Source organism: Sphingobium sp. SCG-1 (assembly GCF_002953135.1).
Classification (GTDB): domain Bacteria; phylum Pseudomonadota; class Alphaproteobacteria; order Sphingomonadales; family Sphingomonadaceae; genus Sphingobium.
The window spans coordinates 1,430,598-1,452,311 of sequence record NZ_CP026372.1; the positions used below are offsets into that span (position 1 = coordinate 1,430,598).

Sequence of the window (21,714 nt, forward strand, 5' to 3'; positions counted from 1 at the left end):
TCGTGCGGCCCGGCGATCAGGCCTGCACCGCTGATCTATCGCCGGCGCGCTGCCCGCGTGCCAGTTCGCAGCTTAAGCGCGCGCCTGGCACGTGCGTGGTAATTGTCTGAACATTCGGAGGTATGCGGCCGCCGCCAGTCACGCTGTGCGCACGCCAGACGCCTTTTGCCAACCGCAGCTTGACGCATCATCCGACCCCTTATATACGATATCCGATCGGATCGAGTGACGATAACGTCACCATATGGATGTCATGAAAGGGGAGGTTGATGAAAAAGGCGATATTTTTAGCGGGCACGGCAATCTTATTTACGTCGAACATTGCGTTCGCACAAACGGGACCATCGGAAGCCCCCGCATCGACCCCGGCCGATCAGTCAACGACCGGTCTTGAAGACATCATTGTCACCGCGCAGCGAAAGGTCGAGACAGCGCAGAAGGCGGCGCTGCCGGTCAGTGTGGTTTCGGGCTCGGATTTGAGCGATTCCGGCATCACGGCATCAAACAGGCTGAGTCAGGCCGTGCCTGCGCTCACGCTGGTTCGGATCGGTGCCCAAAGTGCGGCATTCATCCGGGGCGTCGGCAATTTCTCCGTGACATCGCAAAGCGATCCTGCGGTCGCATTCAACTATGATGGTGTCTATATCGGGCGGAACACGGCGACTATCACGTCCTACTTCGACCTCGATCGGATCGAGGTGCTGAAAGGCCCGCAGGGCACCCTCTACGGTCGCAACGCTACGGCCGGGGCTATCAATATCATTCCCGTCCAACCGAAATATGGAGAGTTCTCCGGCTTCGGGTCGGCTTCCTACGGAAATTACGACGCAGTCGTCCTCGAAGGGGCAGTTAATGCGCCCTTGGGCGAAAATGGTGCGTTGCGCGTGTCGGGAACCTACATCAATCGCGATGGGTATCTGAAGGACGGCACGTCGGACGACAAGTCGCACGGCCTGCGGGTGCAGCTCAAATCGGACCTCACGCCGTCGCTGACAGTCCGCGCGGCCTTCGATTATTCGCATATCGGTGGAATGGGCTATGGCACCAGCTACCTCAACACTTACACATGCAGCGCCGTCACGACCGCCTGTACCGTCACGCCACTCGGCATCCCCGTATCGGACGGCGTCTTGTCGCCGCGGTCGCAGGCGTTTTGGCAGTCGCGTCCCGTGCTCACCGTTCCAGGAAGAAAATATAATCCGTTCCCTGACCTGTTTCAGCAGAGCAACTTCTATGGCGGCAGCGTCAATATCGAATATGATACCGGCGCCGGTGTCCTGACGATCATCCCCGCAGCACGCTTCGACGAAATGAAGGGGCTTGCCGTGTGCGGAGCCTTCCCATGCATTTCTTCGGAAAAGCATGATCAATATAGTGTAGAAACGCGCTTCGCGGGCAAGATTTCACTATTCGATTATACCCTTGGCTTCTTCTATTTCGACGAGGAATCGCGTGGGCAAACCCAGGCTCAGGCGTTGCCATTCTCGGCAAGCTTCCAAGGTCCGCTGAATGTTGCAACGAAGTCCTATGCGCCGTTTGTGCGGCTCACGGCAAACCTTACGCCGCGGTTGCGTATCGTGGGCGGGGCTCGCTACACGCATGACAGGAAGAAGTTTGATGCGACGGTGACGGGCTTCACGGAAATATGCGTCCTGCCAAGCTGCCCCAATGCCATTCTGCCTCCACTGGTGCTTTACCCCTCGCAACTTGGCTTTAATGTCCCCGCTCCGGGTGGGCCTCCGGTCCCGGGGCCGACGCCCGGCACCATCATCTCGCGATCTGATGTCTCTTTCAGCCAGCGCAAAACCTTTGAAAAGGTAACGTGGCGCGGGGCCGTCGAGTATGACGTCGCGCCAGCGTCAATGCTGTATGCCAGCGTTGAGACAGGTTTCCGGTCTGGCGGATTCAGCACGTCGGTAGGATATGAAACCTACCAGCCGGAGTATATCACCGCTTATACGATCGGTTCGAAGAACCGCTTCTTTAACAATCGCGTGCAACTCAATGCCGAGCTGTTCTGGTGGGATTATTCCAATCAGCAGGTCGCCAAGGCCGGCGTCGACCTTCTCAACAGGCCGGGGAATTTTACGCAGAACATCGGCAAAAGCCGCATTCGCGGACTCGAAGTGGACGGTCGATTCCTTGTCACCACGACGACGGAAATAAGCGCCGATGTCCAGTATCTGGATTCGAAGTTCACGAGTTTCGTGTACCAGGCAGCCAAGTCGCTTGGATATCCTCGGACGCTTTGTGGCGTCTCAACCAACGCGTCCAACGCCACGCTTTACGACATCAACTGTTCTGGAAAACCGGCGTATAATGCGCCGAAATGGACGGTGAATTTTTCGGCCCAGCAGACCGTTCCCTTGGGTGACTATAAGATCGTGTTCGGTGCGAACACCCAATATCGCAGCGGTCGGTTCGTCAATGCGGAATTCGGCCCGGAGCAATATCAGTCGTCCAGCTGGACTTCCAACGCCCAGGTCACCTTCGGCCCGGAAGATAACATGTGGTCTCTCCAAGCGTTCGTCCGAAACATCGAGAATGATCGCCTCCTGGTGTCGGCGACCCAATTCAACGGTTTGCAGGCGGCATATACAAGCCCTCCCAGAACTTATGGCGTGCGAGGTCTTTTCAAGTTCTGAGCACGCTCTCGCTACGGAAAATGCCCCGGCCTGCAACGGCCGGGGCATTTTTTTATCTGCTATCGTGCCGCCCATGCGAGGCGGTCTGGTCTCTATATCGAGAGCTACTTCTTGGTGGTCTTGGCCAGCGCGCAGATTCGAGCGATCGGCGTGGGATCGACGCGACCAGGCTGATTAACATTGAACCAACGGTCCGGCACCGGCGGACTGGAGATAGGGTCCTTCAGATTGAAGCTGGCGAACCCCTTCACTTCAATCTCGCGATAGCTGGTTTCAGGGCAATTGATTTCCAGCTTCTTCAGAATGGAGCGCATGCCTTGACCGTTCGCACGCAGGCGAAAGACTTCGCCCCTAATCCAGGCCGTGACATGTCCGTTGGGAAGTTTTTCAATGCTGGTCGGATCATAAAGCGTAAACCGGGTGGTATCGAGCGTATTTTCGACGAAGTTCCCCTTGGTGATGTTCCGGCCGACCCAGTCGCGCAACTCCGCTTCACTAGCCCCCTCGGCAGGCGGTTGGACGGAGGCGGTGGCGTGGTGGCCGGTGCTCATGTCCTCGCTCCACGCTGAGGCGGGGACCGTCGTCGCGAAAAGCGCCGCCGCCAACGGCAGCCAGTTCATGTAAAGTGGGCGTCTCATTAAAAAATCCTCTTTGCTCGATTGGGGGACTTCAACACCGTGTCCAATAGCCGTCAGTACGCGCCAGAAGGGCCGTTCCACCGAGAGACCATGAGAGCGGGGCGCTGGCCATAAGGCGCAATCGCAGCGCGGTCCGTTTTCACTTGTCCGACGCCGCCCCGCTCACTTCTGATGGGTAGGCGCGCGGAACGCACTTGTGGCCGTCCTGAACTAGCGGACTGGGGGGGCTCGGTCAGATATGAAATACATCTCACCGATCACAAATTACCATCTCCGGGTTTCTTATCGATATCGCTTATAGATGGGTTCCATGCGTGTTTGGCTGACGGCGATGTGGTGTCGCATGGCATCGGCGGCGGCGTTGGCGTCACCGGCAGCCATTGCCGTCCAGATGGCGGCATGCTCCTTGACGGCGGCCTCCGTGACGGCGGTCTGATGGCCGAGGCGGATGAGGTGCATGTGGGCGTAGATGCGTCCCAGCGCCTCGATGATATTCTCGTTGCCACAGGCTTCGGCGATGATTTCGTGGAAGCGCGCGTCGAGGATCGCGAAGCGGCCATAGCTCGGATCGCCGGGCTCGGCGAGGCAGGCTTCCATGGCGGTGATCATCGCGGTGAGTTCGGCGCGCTGGGCCTCATTCATGCGCTCGGTGGCGAGCGCGGCCGCCGCAGGCTCGAGCATCATCCTGAACTCATACATGCCGCGGAAGCGCTCGCCCGATGGGATGGGCGCGGCGCTGTAGCCCGCATTATGCTTGCGCAGGACGAGCCCCTCGGTCTCGAGCCGGATCAGCGCCGCCCGGATCGGCGTCTGCGACACGCCGAAATCGCGCACGAGGGCATCGACCGAGATCCGCTCACCTGGCGCAATGCGCAAGGTGATGAGCTGGGTCAGAAGGGCTTCATAGACATCGTCGCCCACCGCATTTCTGCGGGGCAGGGCGAACTCCTCGCTAGGGGAGCCTGACAAGCTGAGCTGGCTGAATCGAGACATGAGCTCTCCTTAGCAGGTTGACGCAGATTTACATCCCTTATATACGATATCCGATCGGATTCGGTAGCGATCGTTCCGCTCGCGACCGCAGCGTCGATGTCTTGGCTGCTACACCATTCAGTGGGAGGGGCGCAAAATTATGAACACACCCCTCGGGCCGACACCGTCTTTACGTGCCGTGCAATTCTTGTGATGAAGCTCACCCACATTCGCGACGTCATCGCCGTTGCCGAGCGGGGAAGTTTGCGCGCGGCAGCGCGGCATCTCGGGGTTGCACAGCCGGCCATCACGCGAAGCATACGCGAAGTCGAGAACATTCTGGGCGTGGTCCTGTTCGAGCGTCACACCCGGGGCGTCGTAACAACGGCGATGGGCGAGACCTTTTTGCGGCGCGCAGTTGTTGTGCAGAACGAGTTGAGACTTGCCCAGGACGAGATCGAGCAAATTCGTGGCGCCGAATCTGGGCATATCTCTGTTGTGCTTTCCACGGCGTCGCATCTAACGCTGCTACCACGCGCACTGGAGCGGTTTCGCCGGCGTTTCCCTCACATCGTCTTGCACGTCCGAGAAGGCCTGATCGCGAATTGCGAACCCCTGCTGCAGGACGGTTCCTGCGATTTCTATATCGGCCCGCTTGCCGGCTGCCAGCCATCTCACCAGTTCCTCGTCGAGAAGCTCTTCGACAGTCGCAGCGTTGTCCTCGCTCGAAAGGGGCATGCGCTAGCTGGATCCGTTTCGCTGGCCGATTTGGTTCCGGGGAAATGGCTAAGCGCTGCCGACGCTATCGCCGACGACAACGAGCTCGACTCGCTGTTCGCACGAAACGGCTTGCCGGCCCCTGTGGTCGAGATGTTTGGCGGTTGCGGCCTGACGACCTTGATCGCAGCGGTCAGCTCCGACCTGTTGGCGCTGGTCCCCGACCAATGGCTCGTTCTTCCCAATATCTACACGATGTTCGAGACGATCAACGTCGCAGAAGAGCTTCCGAGCTCGATGACATGCGTAGTGCGCAGGGCCCATCTCCCGCTCACGCCTGCTGCCGAATATCTATGCGACACCCTGCGTTGGGCCAGCCAGGTCTATGTCGCTGCTGTCACGCACGGACACAAGCACGCCCTGTTCTCCGACAAGCCACCGCTGGGTCTTGTTCGCGCGCTCGGCTGAGCCTGCGGCGCATCCACGCATAATTAACTGAGATATAGAATGGCGCGACGCCCTCAACATGCTGGTCAACATGACCTAACCACAGGGCCGATAGCGTCGAGCCTGCTCGCGTTCGCGTTGCCAACGCTCGCTTCGAATGTCCTCCAGACGCTCAACGGTTCGGTCAACGCGATCTGGGTCGGCCGTTTCCTTGGAGAAAGCGCCCTCGCCGCGACCGCGAACGCGAACATCATCATGTTCCTCATGTCGAGCGCGGTGTTCGGTTTCGGCATGGCAGCGGCGATTTTGGTGGGCCAGAGCTTTGGCCGGCGCGACGTTGACAGTGCGCGTCGCGCTTTCGGTTCCGCTGTCGGCATGGTCGTTGTCGGCTCAATGATCATCGCGACGCTCGGCTGGATTTTTGCACCAAATATTCTGCATGTACTTGCCACCCCGGGGGCCGCCCTGGCGTTCGCGCTTTCCTATCTCCGCGTCATTTTCATCGGGCTGCCAGCCTCAATGTTGCTGGTGCTGCTCACTGGTGGACTGCGCGGTTCGGGCGACTCCCTTACCCCCTTCTGGTTCATGGGGCTTACAGTTCTGCTCGACGCCACGCTGAACCCCGTCTTTATCCTTGGTCTTGGGCCGTTTCCCGCGATGGGAATCGCTGGCTCGGCCATGGCAACGCTGATTGCAAATGTCGTCTCTGTGGCCGCGATGCTCGGCTACATCTATCGGCGCAATCTGCCGATCCGGCTTCGCGGAGCGGAATGGCAATATCTTCTGCCGGGCCGCGCCTTGGCCACGACCATTGTCGCAAAGGGCCTCCCGATGGGAGCGCAGATGGTGGTGGTGTCGGTCGCCGGGTTGACCATGATCGGCCTCGTCAATCGGCTTGGAGTCGATACGGCCGCTGCCTATGGAATCTCGCTCCAGCTGTGGGCTTATATTCAGATGCCCGCGGTCGCGATCGGCGCCGCAGTCAGCGCCATGGTTGCGCAGAATATCGGTGCCGGACGGTGGGACCGGGTTTCGCGCATTACTACCGCGGGTCTTCTGATAGGCTTGGCGGTCACGAGCACGATGGTGACTTTCATCTTGCTGTTCGACCGTCCCATTATGACGCTCTTTCTAGGCTCGCACAGCCCGGCCTTGCCTATCGCCAGCCATATCCAGCTTATCGCGAGCTGGAACTTCTCCCTTTTCGCGATGACCATGACCTACTTCGCCGCAACGCGCGCGAACGGCGCGGTCATGGTTCCCCTGCTGACACTGCTGGTCGCGTTCTTCCCCGTGCGCATTGGTTTCGCCTTCATCGCCAAACCATGGCTCCAAGCCGACGCTCTCTGGTGGAGTTTCCCTGTCGGTTCAATCGCGGCGCTCGGGATAGCCGCGACATATTATTATCACGGCGGCTGGCGCCGGAACGTACTCAAGGTGGCGCCAACGCCTCTCGAGACCGATGATGGCGTCGAGGCCGTCGCAACCGACGTTGGGCGGCAGCATCCCAATGGTTGAACTGCGGCCACACCCCGTTCGTCCCAACTGGCGCCGCGATACGTGCAGCCGCGGCGCTGGCTTTGATTTGGCCCAAGTCGGCCGCTCACAAGCATCCCGCCGCAGGCAGGGCGCACGCAATCACTTCTCCTCGAGGGAGCATGACGAAGGCGCGCGCCCACTTTGCAAAAGCACAGCCCGAACCAATCGGCCGAAACGCGCCGCGCCCTCTTTCAGCAAGGCCAAGGAAGCCGCACATGCCAATTGAAGATATTGATCTGCTGATCGTCGGTGCAGGTCCCGCGGGGCTTCTTGCATCTATCATCGCCTCGAAGCTCGGCCTAACGCACCAGGTTGTCGAGCGGCGCGCGGGACTTCACACCGAGCCGTCCGCCCATGTGCTTAAAACCCATAGTATGGAGGTATATCGCCGCCTCGGCATGGCCCACTCGATTGTCGCCCAAGGCACGCCTGAAAGCCTTCAGCAATGTGTGACGTGGTGCGAGAGCGTCACCGGCGTCATCTACGGCAAGCTGAATCTGGTCGGCCAGAAGGGCAGGGTGCCTCGTTTCACCGAAATCAGCCCTGCCCATTCAGTCAATATTCCGCAGAGCGTCGTCGAGCCGATCCTCCATGCGCGCGCGAAAGCGCTCGGCGGCGATAACATCGTATCGTTCGAAACGTACTTTCGCGGCTTTTCGCAGGATGGTGACGGCGTCATCTCGACGCTTGAGGATGGGGCAGGGACGCGCGCAGTTCGGTCGCGCTTTCTGATTGGCGCCGATGGCGCTGGCAGCCGCGTGCGGCGCGCAGCCGGAATTGATGTCGAGGGTCCGCCAGCGCTCGCGAACTTCCTGGCGATCCACATCCATTCCGACGTCCGCCCGCTGCTTGAGCGAGCACCCGGCGTCCTTTTCTTCATTCACACACCCGACCTCGAAGGCTTCTTCATCATGCACCAGCCTAACGGCTCCCAGGTGCTTATGATGCGGTACGACCCTGATCTTACGCCGTTCGAGAGCTTTGGTGAGGCTCAGTGCCGCGATATCATTCGGCAAGCGATAGGCGCAGATCATGCGTTCACCGTGGCGGCCATCGATCGCTGGGCCATGACAGCGCAGGTCGCGCGCGACTATCGCCGGGGCCGTGTGCTTCTGGTCGGTGACGCAGCCCACCGCTTTCCTCCGACGGGTGGTTTGGGTCTCAACACTGGTGTCGAAGACGTCGAAAACCTGATCTGGAAGCTCGGCGCGGTGCTGCGCGGGCACGCAAACATGACGCTCCTCGACAGCTTTGCCGAGGAATGCCGTCCGATCGCGATACGCAACACCAAGCAATCCGTCACGAACCGAATCCGCATGGCGGAAGTTGCAGCCGCAATCGGGGCAGATGGCAGCGATGCCGACTTCCGTGCAGCAATCGAGGAGTTGAGATCCGATCCCGGGGGCGCCCGTGCGCAGGCGGCACAGCAGGCAGTCGACGACCAGCTGCCGCATTTCTCGTTCCTCGAACTGGAAATGGCCGCCACGCCGCTCAGCGGCGCCTTCTTGCCTGCCGAGCGGTCCGTCGCGCAGCCGCTCGCGCCGGTCGAAGGCTATCTGCCCAGCTTTGCTCCGGGCAGCCACATCCCGCATCTGTGGATCGCCCCGGATGTGTCCACCATCGACATGCTGCGCTTTGATAGTTTCACGCTGTTCGTGCCCAAAGAGGACGAGGCTGCATGGCGGTCCGCCGTGGCGGAGCTACCGGGGCAGGGGATGCCCGTGGGCGTGGTCGCGCTCTCAGGAGATATGCGGTCCGATCGAGCGAGCGCTGCCGACTATTGGGGCGACACGCCTTATGCTGTTCTCGTTCGTCCCGATGGGCGCATCGCCTGGGTCGAGCCTGCGGCGCTTCGGGACCGCGCCGGCGCGCTGCGCGACGCGCTGCACAAAGTCACACGCGCTGCGGAGCATCCCGACGAGGCGGCGGCAGCATGAAACGCGTGGTCCTAATATCGCCGCCACGCCGCAGAGGACGGCTCGCCGCGTGCCCGAGCTGCACATCATATTTTCAAGGAGACCTGATTTGAAACTCGTGAGCTTCACCACCGACAACGGTCCGAGCTTCGGCGTGCTTCGTGAAGATGGCATCATCGATGCGGGCGCGCGTATGCCGCAATATGCTGATCTGACGGCAGCGCTGGGAGATCTGCCGGGCCTCGAAGCCCTGGCGGGCGATCCGGCGGACTATCCGCTCGGTTCGGTTAAGCTTCTCCCGCCCATCCCGCGTTCGAGCCGCATCATCTGCGTAGGCCTGAACTATAAGACCCACATTGCCGAGACCGGTAATGAGCCACCAGCCTTTCCAAGTCTGTTCCCCCGCTATCCCGACTCCATCGTCGCGGACGGCGAGCCGATCATTCGCCCGCGGGTATCGGTAACGCTCGATTTCGAAGGCGAACTGGCCGTCGTCATCAGCAAACCAGGCCGGAACATCCCGGTAGATGCGGCGCTCGACCATGTCGCAGGTTACGCCTGTTTCAACGACGGATCGATCCGAGAATTCCAACGCCATACCAACCAGGTTTTGCCCGGAAAGAATTTCCACCGCACGGGCAGCTTCGGACCTTGGCTCGTTACCAAAGACGAGGCCGGCGACGTAAACGACCTCCAGCTCACCACCAGGCTCAATGGTGAAATCGTGCAGCAGTCCGGGGTCGACGATCTGCTTTTCGGCGTAGAAGCCCTCATCGCCTATGTTTCGCAGATCTGGGAGGTTCAGCCGGGCGACGTGATCGTCACCGGCACCCCGGGCGGCGTAGGCGCGCTTCGCAAGCCTCCATTATGGATGAAGCCTGGGGATCTCGTCACCGTGGAAATTGACCGGTTGGGGACATTGTCGAACCCGGTCGTCGCTGAGGAAGACCTGTTATGACAGCGCCTACCCGCCTCTCCCATATCGTGCACCGAACCAATGAACTTAAAGTGATGTGCGACTGGTACTGCGCCGTCCTTGAGGCGCATGTCGTGTTCGCCAACGACCGGATCGCCTTCCTCACCTATGACGATGAGCATCACAGAATCGCGTTCGCTGCTACGGCGGAGTTCGCGCCGCGCCCCACAGTGCCGACCGTCGGGTTCTATCATGTCGCCTTCACGTACGAGACGCTCGGCGATCTGCTCGACACCTACGAGCGGCTCTTAGCGGCAGGTATCCGCCCATGGCGGACCATCAATCATGGTCCCACCATGTCCTTCTATTATGCCGACCCCGACGGCAATGACGTCGAGCTCCAGGTGGATCGTTTCAAGGATCCTCTTGACGCACAAACGTGGATGCACGGAACCGCCTTCGCCAACAATCCGATCGGTATTGAGGTGCGGCCGGAGGATCTCCGCCGCCGGCTCGAGGACGGTGAACCGTTCGATTCCATCATGGTCCGCGAGGATGAACTCGCGCTATGAATTCGGCGGCTCATCAACCTGCGCGCCCGGGACAAGCAGCCCGGTCAGGCGCAGCCTCGTTGGCTTTTGGCGCCCAGCTCGACGCGAGAGGGAAATGAAGTGATCGACAAACGAGAGGCTACTGCCGAAGACGCGCTTCGTGACGTTGCGGACGGCGCCACCGTCCTGATCGGTGGCTTCGGCGAAGCTGGTAGCCCTACCGAACTTGTTCATGCCCTTATTGATCAAGGCGCGCGTGACCTCACGATCGTCAACAATAATGCAGGAAACGGGGAAATGGGCCTCGCACGCCTTCTCCAGGCGGGTCGTGTCCGGAAACTGATCTGTTCCTATCCGCGCAGCTCGCACAGCTTCGTGTTCAGTGCGCTGTTCAAGAAACGTGAAATCGAGCTCGAGCTCGTGCCACAGGGGACGCTGGCCGAACGGATCAGGGCGGGTGGCGCCGGCATTCCGGCCTTCTATACACCAACTGCCGTCGGCACAGCCTTGGCCGAAGGTAAGGAAGCGCGCGAGTTCAACGGGCGGGCCTATTTGCTCGAGCACGCCATCCAGGGCGATTTCGCGCTCGTCAAAGCGCGCGCGGCCGATCGATGGGGCAATCTCGTCTATAGCAAGGCGGCTCGCAACTTCGGGCCCCTCATGGCGATGGCTGCGCGAACAACGCTGGTCCAGGTGCGCGAGCTGGTGGAACTCGGCGACCTAGATGCTGAGGCGATCGTTACGCCGTCCATTTTCGTCGATCGGATCGTGCAGATAGCCGAGCCCGTTAGCGAGCGCGAAGAACTCCTAAAACTTGGTCGAAAGAAACTATCGTGAGCGGTTGGTCCACTGATGAGATGGCGACCCGTGCGGCCGCCGATATTGAAAATGGCTGGTTCGTCAATCTCGGCATCGGGCTGCCCGAACGCGTCTCCGATCATATTCCAGAGGGCCGCGAGGTGATCCTGCACAGCGAGAATGGAATCCTTGGTATGGGGCCGCGCGCACCCGTCGATCAGGAGGATTCGGATCTCATCAATGCAGGCAAAAACCCCGTCACGCTTATCGCGGGCGGGGCCTATTTTCACCATGCCGACAGCTTCGCGATGATCCGCGGGGGCCATGTCGACCTCTGCATACTGGGCGCGTTCGAGGTGGCTGCAAACGGAGACGTTGCAAACTGGTCGAGCGGCAGCGACGAAGTGCCGGCGGTCGGCGGCGCAATGGACCTCGTCGCCGGCGCTCGATTGGTCCGGGTGATCATGTCGCAGGTCACGCGCGCCGGCGCACCGAAGCTGCGGGCATCGCTATCGCTCCCTGCCACCGGTCGCGGCGTCGTCGATTGCATCTACACCGATCTGGCCGTACTTCGCCCGGCCGGAGACCATTATTCCCTTGTCGAACTCGCGCCGGGCATCTCGCTCGACGAGCTCCGCGCGAAGACAAGCGCGCCGGTTCGCGCGTGAACCAACGCGTTCCGATCCCTTGGAGCTCTCCGCTTCATGTGGCCGGGGACGTTCGGTCGCCTTGCCATAAAACAGGGCGGCGATCGCGCACGCCCGACCGTTGTGAATGGGAAACGGACCTCCTACCGATGACAGCAATCGCGTCGCACGGGCGCAGACAATGAGCACATCCAACCGGCTCGACCGCCGTCACGCGCTCGCGCTGGTGGGATGGGGTAGCCTTGCAGCGTTATTCCCGCCGTCCGCACGAGCCGCTGCCAGGGACCAACGTATGGACTTGGATGCCCATGGCTGCGGGGCACCGCAGATTGGCAACATCATCGATGTCCATGCTCACGCAATCCTGCCTTCCTGGATAGACGCCCTCAAGCGAAGCCCGAGCGATATGGCGCCGTTGGCTGCCATCCCCTGGAGCCCGCAAATGGCCATCGATACGATGGACCAGAACGACATCAGCCTCATGGTGCTGTCAAATCCGCTTGGGACCAGAGGGTTCGCGGGTTCGGACGCCAACCAGCTGGCGCAACGCATGAATAACGAACTTGCGGCGATGGTCTCGGCTCATCCGCGCCGCTTCGGCGCTTTCGCCGCCCTTCCTCTGACCGATGTCGAGGCCAGCCTGGTCGAGCTCGACCGTGCCCTCGGGTCGCTCGCCCTTGACGGTGTCTGCCTTCAGACCAACGCGGACGGCGCGTATCTCGGTGATGGAAGATTCGACCCGCTGTTCGCTGAACTGGACCGCCGTCGCGCTGTCGCCTTCGTCCATCCGGTAGCGCCAAAGTTTCAAGCCAGTATCGGCCTGCCGTTCAGCCCCGGCATCATGGAGTTCATGTTCGACACCACCCGAGCCGTCGCCAGCATGGTGTTTTCGGGCATGCGCAGCCGCTATCGGAACTTCACCTATATCGCTACCCATGGCGGGGGTACAATTCCCTATCTCGCCGAGCGCTTCGCGACTGACAATATGCTCCCGCAGGGCGGCTACCGCGTCGCCATGAGCGCGGACGATATTCGCCGCGATCTGCGGAGTTTCATATTCGATCTAACCTCGGCGACAAGCGCCGGTAGCATCGCGGCCCTCAGAGCGCTGGCGCCCGCCGATAACATCGTGATGGGCTTCGACTATCCAATGCGGCACCGCGAGAAGATCGCCGAGGCGCTCGCGGACATCCTTCGTTCCCCGTCGATAGCAAACGCAGACCTGCCTGGTCTTTGTTGCGGAAACGCACTCCGATTGCTGCCTACCGTCGCGCGGAGACTGAACTGATGGAAAGTCTATCAGTGACGTCAGACCTGAAGCCGGGGTCGCTGGAGCCGGCCGCGCGCGTTGGCCGATCGGCCTACGCCGCGCGGCGCGTAGCAGCCCTCTCGGCCGATGCCCTTCAATCGATAGAGACGGCCCATGTATGATTTGTTAAAAGGGCTGAGGATTGTCGAAGGCGCCGCGTTTATCGCGGGACCGTCGTGCACGCTTCATATGGCGCAGATGGGCGCCGAGGTCATCCGGTTCGATAACATTGGAGGCGGTCCTGACTATCAGCGATGGCCTCTGGCAAGCGCGCGCGACCATTCTGCCAGCCTTTATTGGGAGGGGCTCAACAAAGGGAAGAAGTCGATCGCACTCGATCTGTCGAGGCCAGAGGGACGCGAACTCGCGCTCGCTCTCGCGGCGGCGCCAGGCGACAATGCCGGGCTGTTCGTTACAAACTACCCGGCGCGCAGCTTCCTCTCGCACGCAGCGCTCGCCGCACGTCGCGCCGACATTGTCTCGATCAGGATCATGGGCTGGGCCGATGGAACGCCAGGGGTCGATTACACGATCAATGCAGCAGCCGGCATTCCGACGATGACCGGGCCCGTAGACGCCGACCGCCCGACGAATCATGTCCTTCCCGCGTGGGACCTACTCGCCGGCGCTTATGCCGCATTCGTCGCGATCTCAGCGATACACAGGCGCTCTCTCACCGGCGAAGGTGCAGAAATCCGGCTGCCTCTGTCCGACGTGGCCGCCGCGAGCCTCAGCCACCTTGGGCAGGTCGCAGAGGTCCTGCTCCACGGCGATCGGCCCCGCATGGGCAATGAACTCTATGGCGCGTTCGGTCGCGATTTCCTGTGCGCCGACGGCACCCGACTGATCGTCGTTGCGATCACCTCCCGCCAATGGACAGGCCTTGTGATGTCGCTGGGGCTGGCCGAAGCGGTGGCGGCGATCGAGGCCGAGACGGGCGCGCAGTTCGAGCGCGATGAAGGCGCTCGGTTCCAGCATCGGCACCGCCTCTTTCCCTTGGTCGAAAAGGCCATGGCGCTGCGCAACGCAGATGATCTCGGTGCGGCTTTCGACGCCGCCGGCGCGACCTGGGGACGCTATCAGACATTAGGTGAGGCGGTCTCTAAGGATGCCAGGTTCGTCTCCGGCAACCCGATCTTCGAACCGGTGCGTCATCCCAGTGGTCATAGCTACCCCACGGCCGGCGCCGCCGCGACCTTGGTCGCCGAGAACCGCGCGGCGGTGCCACGCGCGCCTCGACTTGGCGAACATACCGATCAGCTCCTCGCCGATCTCCTTGGTCTCAGCAACGGCGAGATCGGCGCCCTTCACGACGCCGGCCTGATCGCATGATTCTCTCAGAAGACGATATCCGGTACTGGCAGACATGGGTCGGGCGTACCGCTGCGCGTGATGAACGCCTTGATCCTGCTGCGCTGCGCCGGTTCGGATCGGCCCTGGGGGAGGCCGGGCAGCCCTCCCTCGCGCACTGGGCGTTTTTTCTGCCCGACATCCCTGTCGATGAACTCGACGTCGACGGACATCGCAAGCGTGGTGGGTTCCTGCCGCCCGTGACTCTGCCACGACGCATGTTCGCTGCGGCCACAATGCAGTTTCGCGCGCCTTTGCTGATTGATGAGCAAGCGACACAGACCGCGACGATCCGCTCCGTTACGCGCAAGTCCGGCCACGCAGGCGAACTGGTCCTTGTCGAGGTCGAAAACAGGATCCTTCAGCGCGATCTGTTACGGATCGTCGAGGTCCAGACCATCATCTACCGCGATGAAGGCCCGGCCACGCCGCCGGTTGCGCCGGCTCCCTTCACGGTGCGTGAAGAGGATATGGTGTGGCACCCAAGCACCGTAGAGCTATTCCGTTTCTCAGCGGTGACTTTCAATGCGCATCGCATCCATTATGATCAAACCTATGCGACCTCTGCCGAGGGATATCCAGGGCTTGTCGTGCATGGCCCACTTACCGCAGCGCGGCTTTTCAGCCTAGCGTATCGGCAGGGGCAACCTACCGGCTTCGCATTTCGCGCGATGGCGCCGCTCTTCCAGGGCCAGCCAATTTTGTTGCGCGCCGGGTCCGCCCCCGGCACCTTCGAAGCCGTCCGTTGCGACGCGGCGGTCGCGATGCAAGCCAGCGCCACCTATGGCTGAGCCATCCCGGCACGCCTCAACCCACCGAGAATACGAGGAGCTTCTTCATGCTGAACCGCAACTTCCTACAGGCCTCACGCTGCGCACAGCGCGTACAGGGGAGGCGCTGATATGCGCCGCGCCGCTATTGTCAGCCCGCTGCGTACGCCGATCGGCGGCTTTGGCGGAGCCCTGCGCGATGTTCCGGTCGAGACTCTGGGCAGCCTCGTCGTCAACGCCATACTTGAGCGCACCGGTCTCGATCCCGCGCGGATCGAGGACGTCTGTTTCGCACAGTCCTACGCCAATAGTGAAACGCCCTGCGTCGGACGCTGGATTGCACTGGAAGCGGGCCTCCCCATCGAAGTTCCAGGTTTGCAGCTGGACCGGCGCTGCGGGGGCGGCCTCCAGTCGATCGTGACGGCCGCGATGATGGTGCAGTCCGGCGCCTGTGACGTGGTGCTCGCAGGCGGCGTCGAAAGCATGAGCCGCATCGAATATTACAGCACCGAGATGCGCTGGGGCAGGCGATCAGGCAATGCCGCCCTCTACGACCGACTGGATCGCGGGCGGGAACGCTCCCAGCCCGTCGGCCGCTTCGGCTATATCTCCGGGATGATCGAGACGGCTGAAACGCTTGCACGCGAATATGGCATTGATCGCGCGGCTGCCGATGCCTTCGCCCTCGAAAGCCATCGTCGAGCGGCTGCCGCATGGGATGAAGGGCGGTTCGCCGACGAAGTCGTTCCGGTGCCCGTCCCGCAGCGCAAAGGCGAACCTAAGCTGTTCGAACGCGACGAGGGTATCCGTACGGACAGCTCAGCTGAAACTATGGCGAAGCTTCGTACGATCACGCCCGACGGTGTGGTGACCGCAGGCAACGCCGCTCAGCAGAATGATGCCACCGCTGCCTGCCTTGTGGTCGCCGAGGACAAGCTCGACGCCCTCGGTCTCGATCCGATTGCCTTTCTGGTGGGCTGGACCGCCGTGGGATGCGACCCGGCCCGCATGGGAATTGGCCCGGTTCCAGCAACGTTGCGCCTGTTTGCAAAAACCGGGCTCAGCTTCGACGACATGGGTCTCGTGGAGGTCAACGAGGCCTTCGCGCCCCAGGTCCTCGCTGTGCTCAAGGGCTGGGATTGGGATGACCGTAGCCGCCTCAATGTAAATGGTTCGGGCATCTCCCTCGGGCATCCCGTCGGCGCGACGGGCGTCCGCATTATGACAACGCTAACCCATGAGATGAAACGTCGCGGTGTGCGCTACGGCCTGGAAACGATGTGCATCGGGGGCGGGCAGGGGATGGCCGCGATCTTCGAAAGGGCTTGAATCGCTTCCCCCTGCGAACGCCGGTCTCGCTCGCAGACTTCGCTCCTGAAGACCGGCGACGGTTTGACGGACGGGGTGTCGCCTGCCGTCGATCGATACGACGGCAGGCGAGGGGCTGGCGCCTGCCGGTGCCTCGTCGAACCACCAAGTCTCACGCGCGATAGGGATCGAGCATGGCGGTTTGTACGCCATCGAGGATTTCGATGGCGGCGAGCTGCCCGATAATTGGGGCCATGGTCAGCCCGTTGTTCATGACGGCGACAAACAGATTTAGATGGCTCCTGACCGTTCCCGCAGTGGCAAGGCCGTCCTTTCGCCATGCCGGCCTGCCAACCGTCATGAAATCGAGCTCGGCATGCCTCATCTTTGGGAAATAGGCGGCAGCCTCGGCGAACATTTGCCGGCCCAGAGCCTCGGTCGGCGCAAGGCTCCTGCTGCCGGCGAAGTGATAGCCTGCAACAATCCTCCCGTCCGGGTTCTGCTTGATGCTGAATTTCGGAAGAAGGACGACCCGATCGATGATCGGTGCCATCGCCTTGCTGTGCGCGAGGACCCCGGATCCTTCGACGAGCGACGCATCGACGCCGATCTGCTGCGCCAGCGCGGCGGAAGGGAAACCGGACGCAAGAACGAAATGGTCCGCGTTCATCTCCCCGCGGTTCGTCATGATCCCTTGGACACGTCCCCCGGTCGCCCGCAACTCGGTCACATCGCAGGGATAGACGAGCTTCGCTCCGTGGGCCTGCGCTTTCTCGAGAAGAATGTTAGTCGCATGGCTTGGGTCAAGTGTCGCTTCATTTTCGCAAAACGCCGCGGCAGCGACGGGTCCGGTCCGCACCCCCGGCAGCAGCGCGCCGATCTCGACCGGATCAACCAAACGGACGGAAAGGCCCATCCGAGCGCGGGCCAGCGCGTTCACCTTGAGCGCCTCCGCCTGAAGATCTTCGCCGACCCATTCGACGCTCCCGCCCCACTGGATGCGAAGCGCGGGACCGATCTCAAGTGCTAGGCGCTGCCAACCCAATATACCAGCGACGTGGAGATCATAATAGGGCAACGGGTCGCGCGCGTACGCGTTAATCCAGGCGAAAGACCCTTGCGTCGCTCCCGAACCCGGCTGCGCTTTGTCGAGAATGACGACCTCGGCGCCGCGAGCAGCGAGATGATACGAAATCGAGGCGCCCATGATGCCCGCGCCGATCACGATCACGCGCTTTCGCTCGCTGGCGCGGGCTGGAGCCAGGGGAAGCGCGGCGATGGCGCTGGCCAGAGCTAGACTGATCTCGCGGCGCGTCATCGCGGTCATGATTCCTCCTCCGGTAAGCTAGACCTCGTCACGCGTTAGACCCTGTAGGGGTCGAGCAGGTCAGTGAGCACGCCATCAAGGACCTCGGTCGCCGCGAGTTGTCCAATGGCTGGTGCAAGCGTGACACCGCTATTCATCACCGCCAGGAACAGGTTGCGATATCGGACGGTTGATCCGGCCACGGGGAGACCATCCGTGCGCATCGCTGGCTTGCCCAAGGTCATGAAATCAAGCTGCGCCCACTTCAGCATCGGCAAGAAGTGTGCGGCCCTGGCGAGCGTCTGCTCGCCGAATTCGCGTGTCGGCAGAAGTTTGCGGCTCCCGGCAAAGTGGGCTCCGGCTACGATCCTGCCGTCCGGATTCTGTTTGATGCTGAACTCAGGCAGCAGAACCACGCGGTCGATGAGGCGGGGCATTGGCTTGCTGTGGGCCAGGACGCCGGAGCCTTCGATGATCGGAGCCATAATTCCGACCTGCCGCGCCAGATCCATCATGCCCCCCCCGGCCGCAAGGACATAGCTGTCGGCCCGCATCCGGCCGCGGTTGGTGATCACCGCATCGATGCGGCCATCCCGGGATTCTAGCGAGAGAACATCGCACCCGCTTATCAAGCGCGCCCCCAACCTCTGCGCGTCCGCAAGCAAGGCCCTGGTCGCCTGAAGCGGATCGACCGTCGCCTCGATCTCGGCGAAGCTCGCCACCGCGACCGGACCCGTCTCGACCCCAGGCAGAAGCGCGCGAACCTCGTCAGCAGTGATCAGGCGGATTGGGTAGCCCATCCTTTGACGTTCGCTCACCGTGGTGCGCAGCGCTTCAGCCTTGTCCGGTGCGTCGAACCATTGGACGCTCCCGCCCCATTGAACGGTCAGCGCGGAACCCAGTTCGCGTGCTACGCGGCGCCAGCCCATCACCCCGGCCAGATTAAGTTCGTAATAGCCTGCCGGTTTTTTGTCATAGGCATTGATCCACGCGAACGAGCCTTGTGTCGCACCGGCGGCCGGACCTGCCTTTTCAAGGATCGTGACTTGTGCGCCGCGCCTCGCGAGATGAGACGCGATCGACGCGCCCATGATCCCCGCCCCCACAATGATCACATGTCTTCGCGGTACCCTGACTGCGCCATGGACCGGGATACCGGTCAGGGAGGCTGCAAGACCTACTGAGAATTCGCGGCGGCTCACCTTGGGCATTGTCGCATCCCTCATCGCGGACCGTGAGCTGATCGCTCCGTTCCAGCCGCTTCGCGCCTGCTCGCTCGCTCACCGCAGGTTGCGCACGCCCAAGGCCGCCCACTTATAGTCGAGCGCGGGCTTTCTGGAGCGATGGTATTTTCTGACGGGTGATACGGCCCGGTTGTCGTCCCGGATCCTAGATCTCGGTTGCCCTTACTCTTTGGGAGCGTGTCCGCGGCTGAACAGCCGCTCCCCCGACACGCGGCGGAGCGGCTGGCGTTAGAACTTGGCCGAGGTACGCACGCCATAGGTGCGAGGAGGGCTGGTATAGCCTGACAGAAGGCCTAGAAACCCTGTTCCGGCGACGATCAGGCGGTTGTTCTCGATATTGCGGACATAGCCCGCGATCGACCACCGGCCGTCTTTCGTACCGAAGGACAATTGCGCGTCGCTCGACCAGCTCGCCGCCTGAACCTGCTCGGGGCGATAGTCGACATTTGTATGGCGCGCCGAGCGATGTTGTGTGTTCGCGCTCAACACCATCTTATAGTCGCCGATCGGGATGGTCTGCTCGCCCCTCAGATTGAAGGTCCAGGTCGGAGCGTTGTAGGATTGCAGACCGGCGCAGTCGACGTCGTAGAGCGCCGCGTTGGCGGCATTGGTCGACACCTTGCAAAGAGTGCGCGGCAGTCCGAGGAACTTGGCTTGTTGATAGGTGAAGTCGATATTCCTTGCCTTGAGATACTGGACATCGGCGCTCAGCAGGCTGTTCGGCGTCACCAATATGCTAGACTCGACCTCCACTCCTTTCATCCGGCTCTTGCCGATATTCTGCGTGAAATTACCCGCGCGCCCGATCAGATCGACGCCTGAATGCGCGACCTGGGCGTCAGTATAGTCCCACCAGAACGCCTCCACGTTGAGCTGGACCCTGTTGGCCAAGAAGCGGTTCTTCGAGCCGATCGTATAGGCTGTCAGATATTCCGGCTTATAGGTTTCGTAGCCGACCGAGCTGCTGAAACCGCCCGAACGGAAGCCTGTCTCAACGCTCGCATAGAGCATGGAGGCAGGCGCGACGTCGTATTCGGCGGCGGCCCGCCAGGTCACCCGGCCGAAGGACAGGTGGTTATCGAAGGATATGTCGCTGCGGCTGATGATGGTGTGCGGGGTAGGACCAGGCACGGCCTGCCCGCTTGCCACCGGAATGGCGAACGCAAGCTGCGAGGGGTAGAGAACCGCCGTCGGGAGGATGGCGTCCGCACAGGTAAAGCCTGCGGCGCAGCTTTCCGAGATGGTGATGCTCTTCACGCTAAACTGCTTGGCATCATGGGTGTACCGCAGACCCCCGACGACCCGGAGCGATGACGTCAGGTTCGCGGTGAGCCTTGCAAAGGGCGCGTAGGATTGTGTCGCAATCTTGCTCGGCGAGGAAAACCCCGCCGAGATCCCGCTGGTGACCGACCCCGAAACCGATTGCCCGTCGGCGTTGAAATAAAAGAAGCCTAATGTGTAGTCGACCTTCCCCACCTTACCTGCGAAGCGCGCCTCAGCGCTATATTGAAGGTCGCTGATGCGGTTGGAGATCGGGAACCCTCCACCCGGCGCGACGTGTCGCAATTCATCGAAACGGACCGCGGGTATCAAGGTTAGGACGCCGGCCCCAGTGTCATACTCGACGGCGGCATTAGAGCCGTAGAAGCTGTAATCCCTGTTAAGACCGGGGAACGGATCGTATTTCCTCCCCGTCACGCGTGTTGCCTGGTTCGTCCAGAATGCCTGCGCGGCGGGGGACAGGTTGCCATCCGATCGCGGGATGTTGGTCGGCTTGACGAGGCAGGTCAGCGTCGTTGCGTTGCAGCTGAAAGTGCTCAGATAGTTGATGCCAAGCCCCGCGCCGCCCAGGTGAGAATAATCGAACGCTGCGCGGACCGTCAGCGAAGGCGTAAGCCTTGCTTTGAGTTGAGCCCGGAATGCCTGCGACTTATCGTCTGAGGTCCCGTCACTCAGATAGCCGTCACGATTAACGACATTGCCCGAGAGCCTGACAGCTCCGTCATCGCCGACGGGCAGATTGATGGCGCCCTCGACCACCAGATCATTGTAATTTCCATAGGATAGGGAGGCGTAGCCCGAAAACGATCCGAATTTGGGTTGAGTGGGGATGACGTTGATGACGCCAGCCGTCGCGTTGCGGCCGTACAGCGTGCCCTGCGGACCCTTCAATACTTCGACGCGTTCAAGGTCGAAAAAGGTTTTCGGCGTGATAGCGCTGTTGAAGTAGACACCGTCATAATTAAGGGCGACGGCGGGGTCACTCGTAGACGCTACGGAGAAGTTTCCCACTCCCCGCACGAAATAGACATTCGAAGGACCAACTTTGGCGATGGTCAGCGATGGGACCAGCTTGCCGAGCTGGTCGGTCTCATAAACGCCAGCTTCGACGAGGGCATTTCCTCCGACGACGGTAATGGCGACGGCTGCGCGCTGGGCACTTTCCTGCCGGCGCTGGGCGGTGACCACGATCTCATCCAATCCACCTTCACTCTCGACCGCCGCTGACGTCGACTGCTCCTGCGCCCGACTCACACTTGCCACACAGCTCAACAGGGCTGTTCCACCCAACAACAACATTTTTCGCACGTCTATCCCCCTGTTAATAAGAATCGCCCCTCCCTTGTGATTGTCGCAATAG

The 21,714-nt window shown here is 61.5% G+C and carries 18 protein-coding genes; 13 read left to right on the top strand and 5 right to left on the bottom strand.

The genetic code is table 11. The features are described from left to right. The first annotated feature begins 269 nt into the window (after positions 1-269). Positions 270-2,645 (top strand): TonB-dependent receptor, encoded by a 2,376-nt coding sequence (locus C1T17_RS06400; RefSeq protein WP_104952730.1) that lies wholly within the window; start codon positions 270-272, stop codon positions 2,643-2,645. Positions 2,646-2,749: 104 nt separating this feature from the next. On the opposite strand, the gene C1T17_RS06405 is transcribed toward C1T17_RS06400, so the two are convergent. Further along, positions 2,750-3,283: a hypothetical protein gene (locus C1T17_RS06405; RefSeq protein WP_145958963.1), complete on the bottom strand. Its 534-nt coding sequence runs from the start codon at positions 3,281-3,283 to the stop codon at positions 2,750-2,752. A 282-nt stretch (positions 3,284-3,565) separates the two neighbouring features. Then, positions 3,566-4,276 carry a GntR family transcriptional regulator gene (locus C1T17_RS06410; RefSeq protein ID WP_104952721.1) on the bottom strand — a complete coding sequence of 237 codons (711 nt, stop codon included), beginning with the start codon at positions 4,274-4,276 and terminating at the stop codon, positions 3,566-3,568. Positions 4,277-4,468: 192 nt separating this feature from the next. On the opposite strand from C1T17_RS06410, the gene C1T17_RS06415 reads away from it, so the two are divergent. The 12 genes from C1T17_RS06415 (at position 4,469) to C1T17_RS06465 (ending at position 16,544) form a co-directional block, all read left to right on the top strand. Beyond that, positions 4,469-5,440 carry a LysR substrate-binding domain-containing protein gene (locus C1T17_RS06415; RefSeq protein WP_223262908.1) on the top strand — a complete coding sequence of 324 codons (972 nt, stop codon included), beginning with the start codon at positions 4,469-4,471 and terminating at the stop codon, positions 5,438-5,440. 39 nt (positions 5,441-5,479) lie between these two features. Further along, on the top strand, positions 5,480-6,937 hold the full coding sequence (locus C1T17_RS06420; protein ID WP_104952733.1) for an MATE family efflux transporter: 1,458 nt from the start codon (positions 5,480-5,482) through the stop codon (positions 6,935-6,937). A 236-nt stretch (positions 6,938-7,173) separates the two neighbouring features. Continuing rightward, complete coding sequence (locus C1T17_RS06425) at positions 7,174-8,895, top strand: FAD-dependent monooxygenase (protein WP_189338516.1); 1,722 nt, start codon at positions 7,174-7,176, stop codon at positions 8,893-8,895. A 97-nt stretch (positions 8,896-8,992) separates the two neighbouring features. Further along, a complete protein-coding gene (locus C1T17_RS06430) occupies positions 8,993-9,832 on the top strand; it encodes a fumarylacetoacetate hydrolase family protein (protein WP_223262909.1) in 840 nt (279 codons plus the stop codon). After that, positions 9,829-10,362: a VOC family protein gene (locus tag C1T17_RS06435; protein ID WP_104952736.1), complete on the top strand. Its 534-nt coding sequence runs from the start codon at positions 9,829-9,831 to the stop codon at positions 10,360-10,362. Before C1T17_RS06430 ends, C1T17_RS06435 begins: the two co-directional genes overlap by 4 nt. 99 nt (positions 10,363-10,461) lie before the next feature. Further along, a complete protein-coding gene (locus C1T17_RS06440) occupies positions 10,462-11,178 on the top strand; it encodes a 3-oxoacid CoA-transferase subunit A (protein WP_104952737.1) in 717 nt (238 codons plus the stop codon). Continuing rightward, the gene (locus C1T17_RS06445; RefSeq protein ID WP_262982731.1) at positions 11,175-11,807 is read left to right on the top strand and encodes a 3-oxoacid CoA-transferase subunit B; all 633 of its coding nucleotides are present in this window, start codon (positions 11,175-11,177) and stop codon (positions 11,805-11,807) included. The genes C1T17_RS06440 and C1T17_RS06445 overlap by 4 nt, the downstream gene beginning before the upstream one ends. A 160-nt stretch (positions 11,808-11,967) precedes the next feature. Then, the gene (locus C1T17_RS06450) at positions 11,968-13,074 is read left to right on the top strand and encodes an amidohydrolase family protein (RefSeq protein ID WP_189338517.1); all 1,107 of its coding nucleotides are present in this window, start codon (positions 11,968-11,970) and stop codon (positions 13,072-13,074) included. Continuing rightward, entirely contained in the window at positions 13,074-13,217 is a 144-nt protein-coding gene (locus C1T17_RS21210) for a hypothetical protein (protein WP_189338518.1), read from the top strand. Before C1T17_RS06450 ends, C1T17_RS21210 begins: the two co-directional genes overlap by 1 nt. Further along, a complete protein-coding gene (locus C1T17_RS06455; protein ID WP_104952740.1) occupies positions 13,210-14,427 on the top strand; it encodes a CoA transferase in 1,218 nt (405 codons plus the stop codon). The genes C1T17_RS21210 and C1T17_RS06455 overlap by 8 nt, the downstream gene beginning before the upstream one ends. Further along, a complete protein-coding gene (locus C1T17_RS06460) occupies positions 14,424-15,236 on the top strand; it encodes a MaoC family dehydratase N-terminal domain-containing protein (protein WP_104952741.1) in 813 nt (270 codons plus the stop codon). The genes C1T17_RS06455 and C1T17_RS06460 overlap by 4 nt, the downstream gene beginning before the upstream one ends. A 111-nt stretch (positions 15,237-15,347) precedes the next feature. After that, a complete protein-coding gene (locus tag C1T17_RS06465) occupies positions 15,348-16,544 on the top strand; it encodes an acetyl-CoA C-acetyltransferase (protein WP_104952742.1) in 1,197 nt (398 codons plus the stop codon). 151 nt (positions 16,545-16,695) lie between these two features. Here the strand turns inward: C1T17_RS06465 and C1T17_RS06470 are convergent, their stop codons facing one another. The 3 genes from C1T17_RS06470 to C1T17_RS06480 form a co-directional block, all read right to left on the bottom strand. Then, positions 16,696-17,850, bottom strand: a complete 1,155-nt coding sequence (locus tag C1T17_RS06470) for an NAD(P)/FAD-dependent oxidoreductase (RefSeq protein WP_104952743.1) — start codon at positions 17,848-17,850, stop codon at positions 16,696-16,698. Positions 17,851-17,885: 35 nt separating this feature from the next. Continuing rightward, positions 17,886-19,040 (bottom strand): NAD(P)/FAD-dependent oxidoreductase, encoded by a 1,155-nt coding sequence (locus C1T17_RS06475; protein ID WP_189338519.1) that lies wholly within the window; start codon positions 19,038-19,040, stop codon positions 17,886-17,888. Positions 19,041-19,301: 261 nt separating this feature from the next. Beyond that, the gene (locus C1T17_RS06480) at positions 19,302-21,608 is read right to left on the bottom strand and encodes a TonB-dependent receptor (RefSeq protein ID WP_189338520.1); all 2,307 of its coding nucleotides are present in this window, start codon (positions 21,606-21,608) and stop codon (positions 19,302-19,304) included. Positions 21,609-21,714 lie beyond the last annotated feature (106 nt).

What these genes read in the sequence shown, in the direction of transcription:
- C1T17_RS06405 (WP_145958963.1), bottom strand. Translation starts at nt 3,283, where the DNA reads ATGAGACGCCCACTTTACATGAACTGGCTGCCGTTGGCGGCGGCGCTT.
- C1T17_RS06425 (WP_189338516.1), top strand. Translation starts at nt 7,174, where the DNA reads ATGCCAATTGAAGATATTGATCTGCTGATCGTCGGTGCAGGTCCCGCG.
- C1T17_RS06455 (WP_104952740.1), top strand. Translation starts at nt 13,210, where the DNA reads ATGTATGATTTGTTAAAAGGGCTGAGGATTGTCGAAGGCGCCGCGTTT.
- C1T17_RS06470 (WP_104952743.1), bottom strand. Translation starts at nt 17,850, where the DNA reads ATGACCGCGATGACGCGCCGCGAGATCAGTCTAGCTCTGGCCAGCGCC.
- C1T17_RS06435 (WP_104952736.1), top strand. Translation starts at nt 9,829, where the DNA reads ATGACAGCGCCTACCCGCCTCTCCCATATCGTGCACCGAACCAATGAA.
- C1T17_RS06460 (WP_104952741.1), top strand. Translation starts at nt 14,424, where the DNA reads ATGATTCTCTCAGAAGACGATATCCGGTACTGGCAGACATGGGTCGGG.
- C1T17_RS06400 (WP_104952730.1), top strand. Translation starts at nt 270, where the DNA reads ATGAAAAAGGCGATATTTTTAGCGGGCACGGCAATCTTATTTACGTCG.
- C1T17_RS21210 (WP_189338518.1), top strand. Translation starts at nt 13,074, where the DNA reads ATGGAAAGTCTATCAGTGACGTCAGACCTGAAGCCGGGGTCGCTGGAG.
- C1T17_RS06475 (WP_189338519.1), bottom strand. Translation starts at nt 19,040, where the DNA reads ATGCCCAAGGTGAGCCGCCGCGAATTCTCAGTAGGTCTTGCAGCCTCC.
- C1T17_RS06410 (WP_104952721.1), bottom strand. Translation starts at nt 4,276, where the DNA reads ATGTCTCGATTCAGCCAGCTCAGCTTGTCAGGCTCCCCTAGCGAGGAG.
- C1T17_RS06420 (WP_104952733.1), top strand. Translation starts at nt 5,480, where the DNA reads ATGGCGCGACGCCCTCAACATGCTGGTCAACATGACCTAACCACAGGG.
- C1T17_RS06415 (WP_223262908.1), top strand. Translation starts at nt 4,469, where the DNA reads ATGAAGCTCACCCACATTCGCGACGTCATCGCCGTTGCCGAGCGGGGA.
- C1T17_RS06450 (WP_189338517.1), top strand. Translation starts at nt 11,968, where the DNA reads ATGAGCACATCCAACCGGCTCGACCGCCGTCACGCGCTCGCGCTGGTG.
- C1T17_RS06465 (WP_104952742.1), top strand. Translation starts at nt 15,348, where the DNA reads ATGCGCCGCGCCGCTATTGTCAGCCCGCTGCGTACGCCGATCGGCGGC.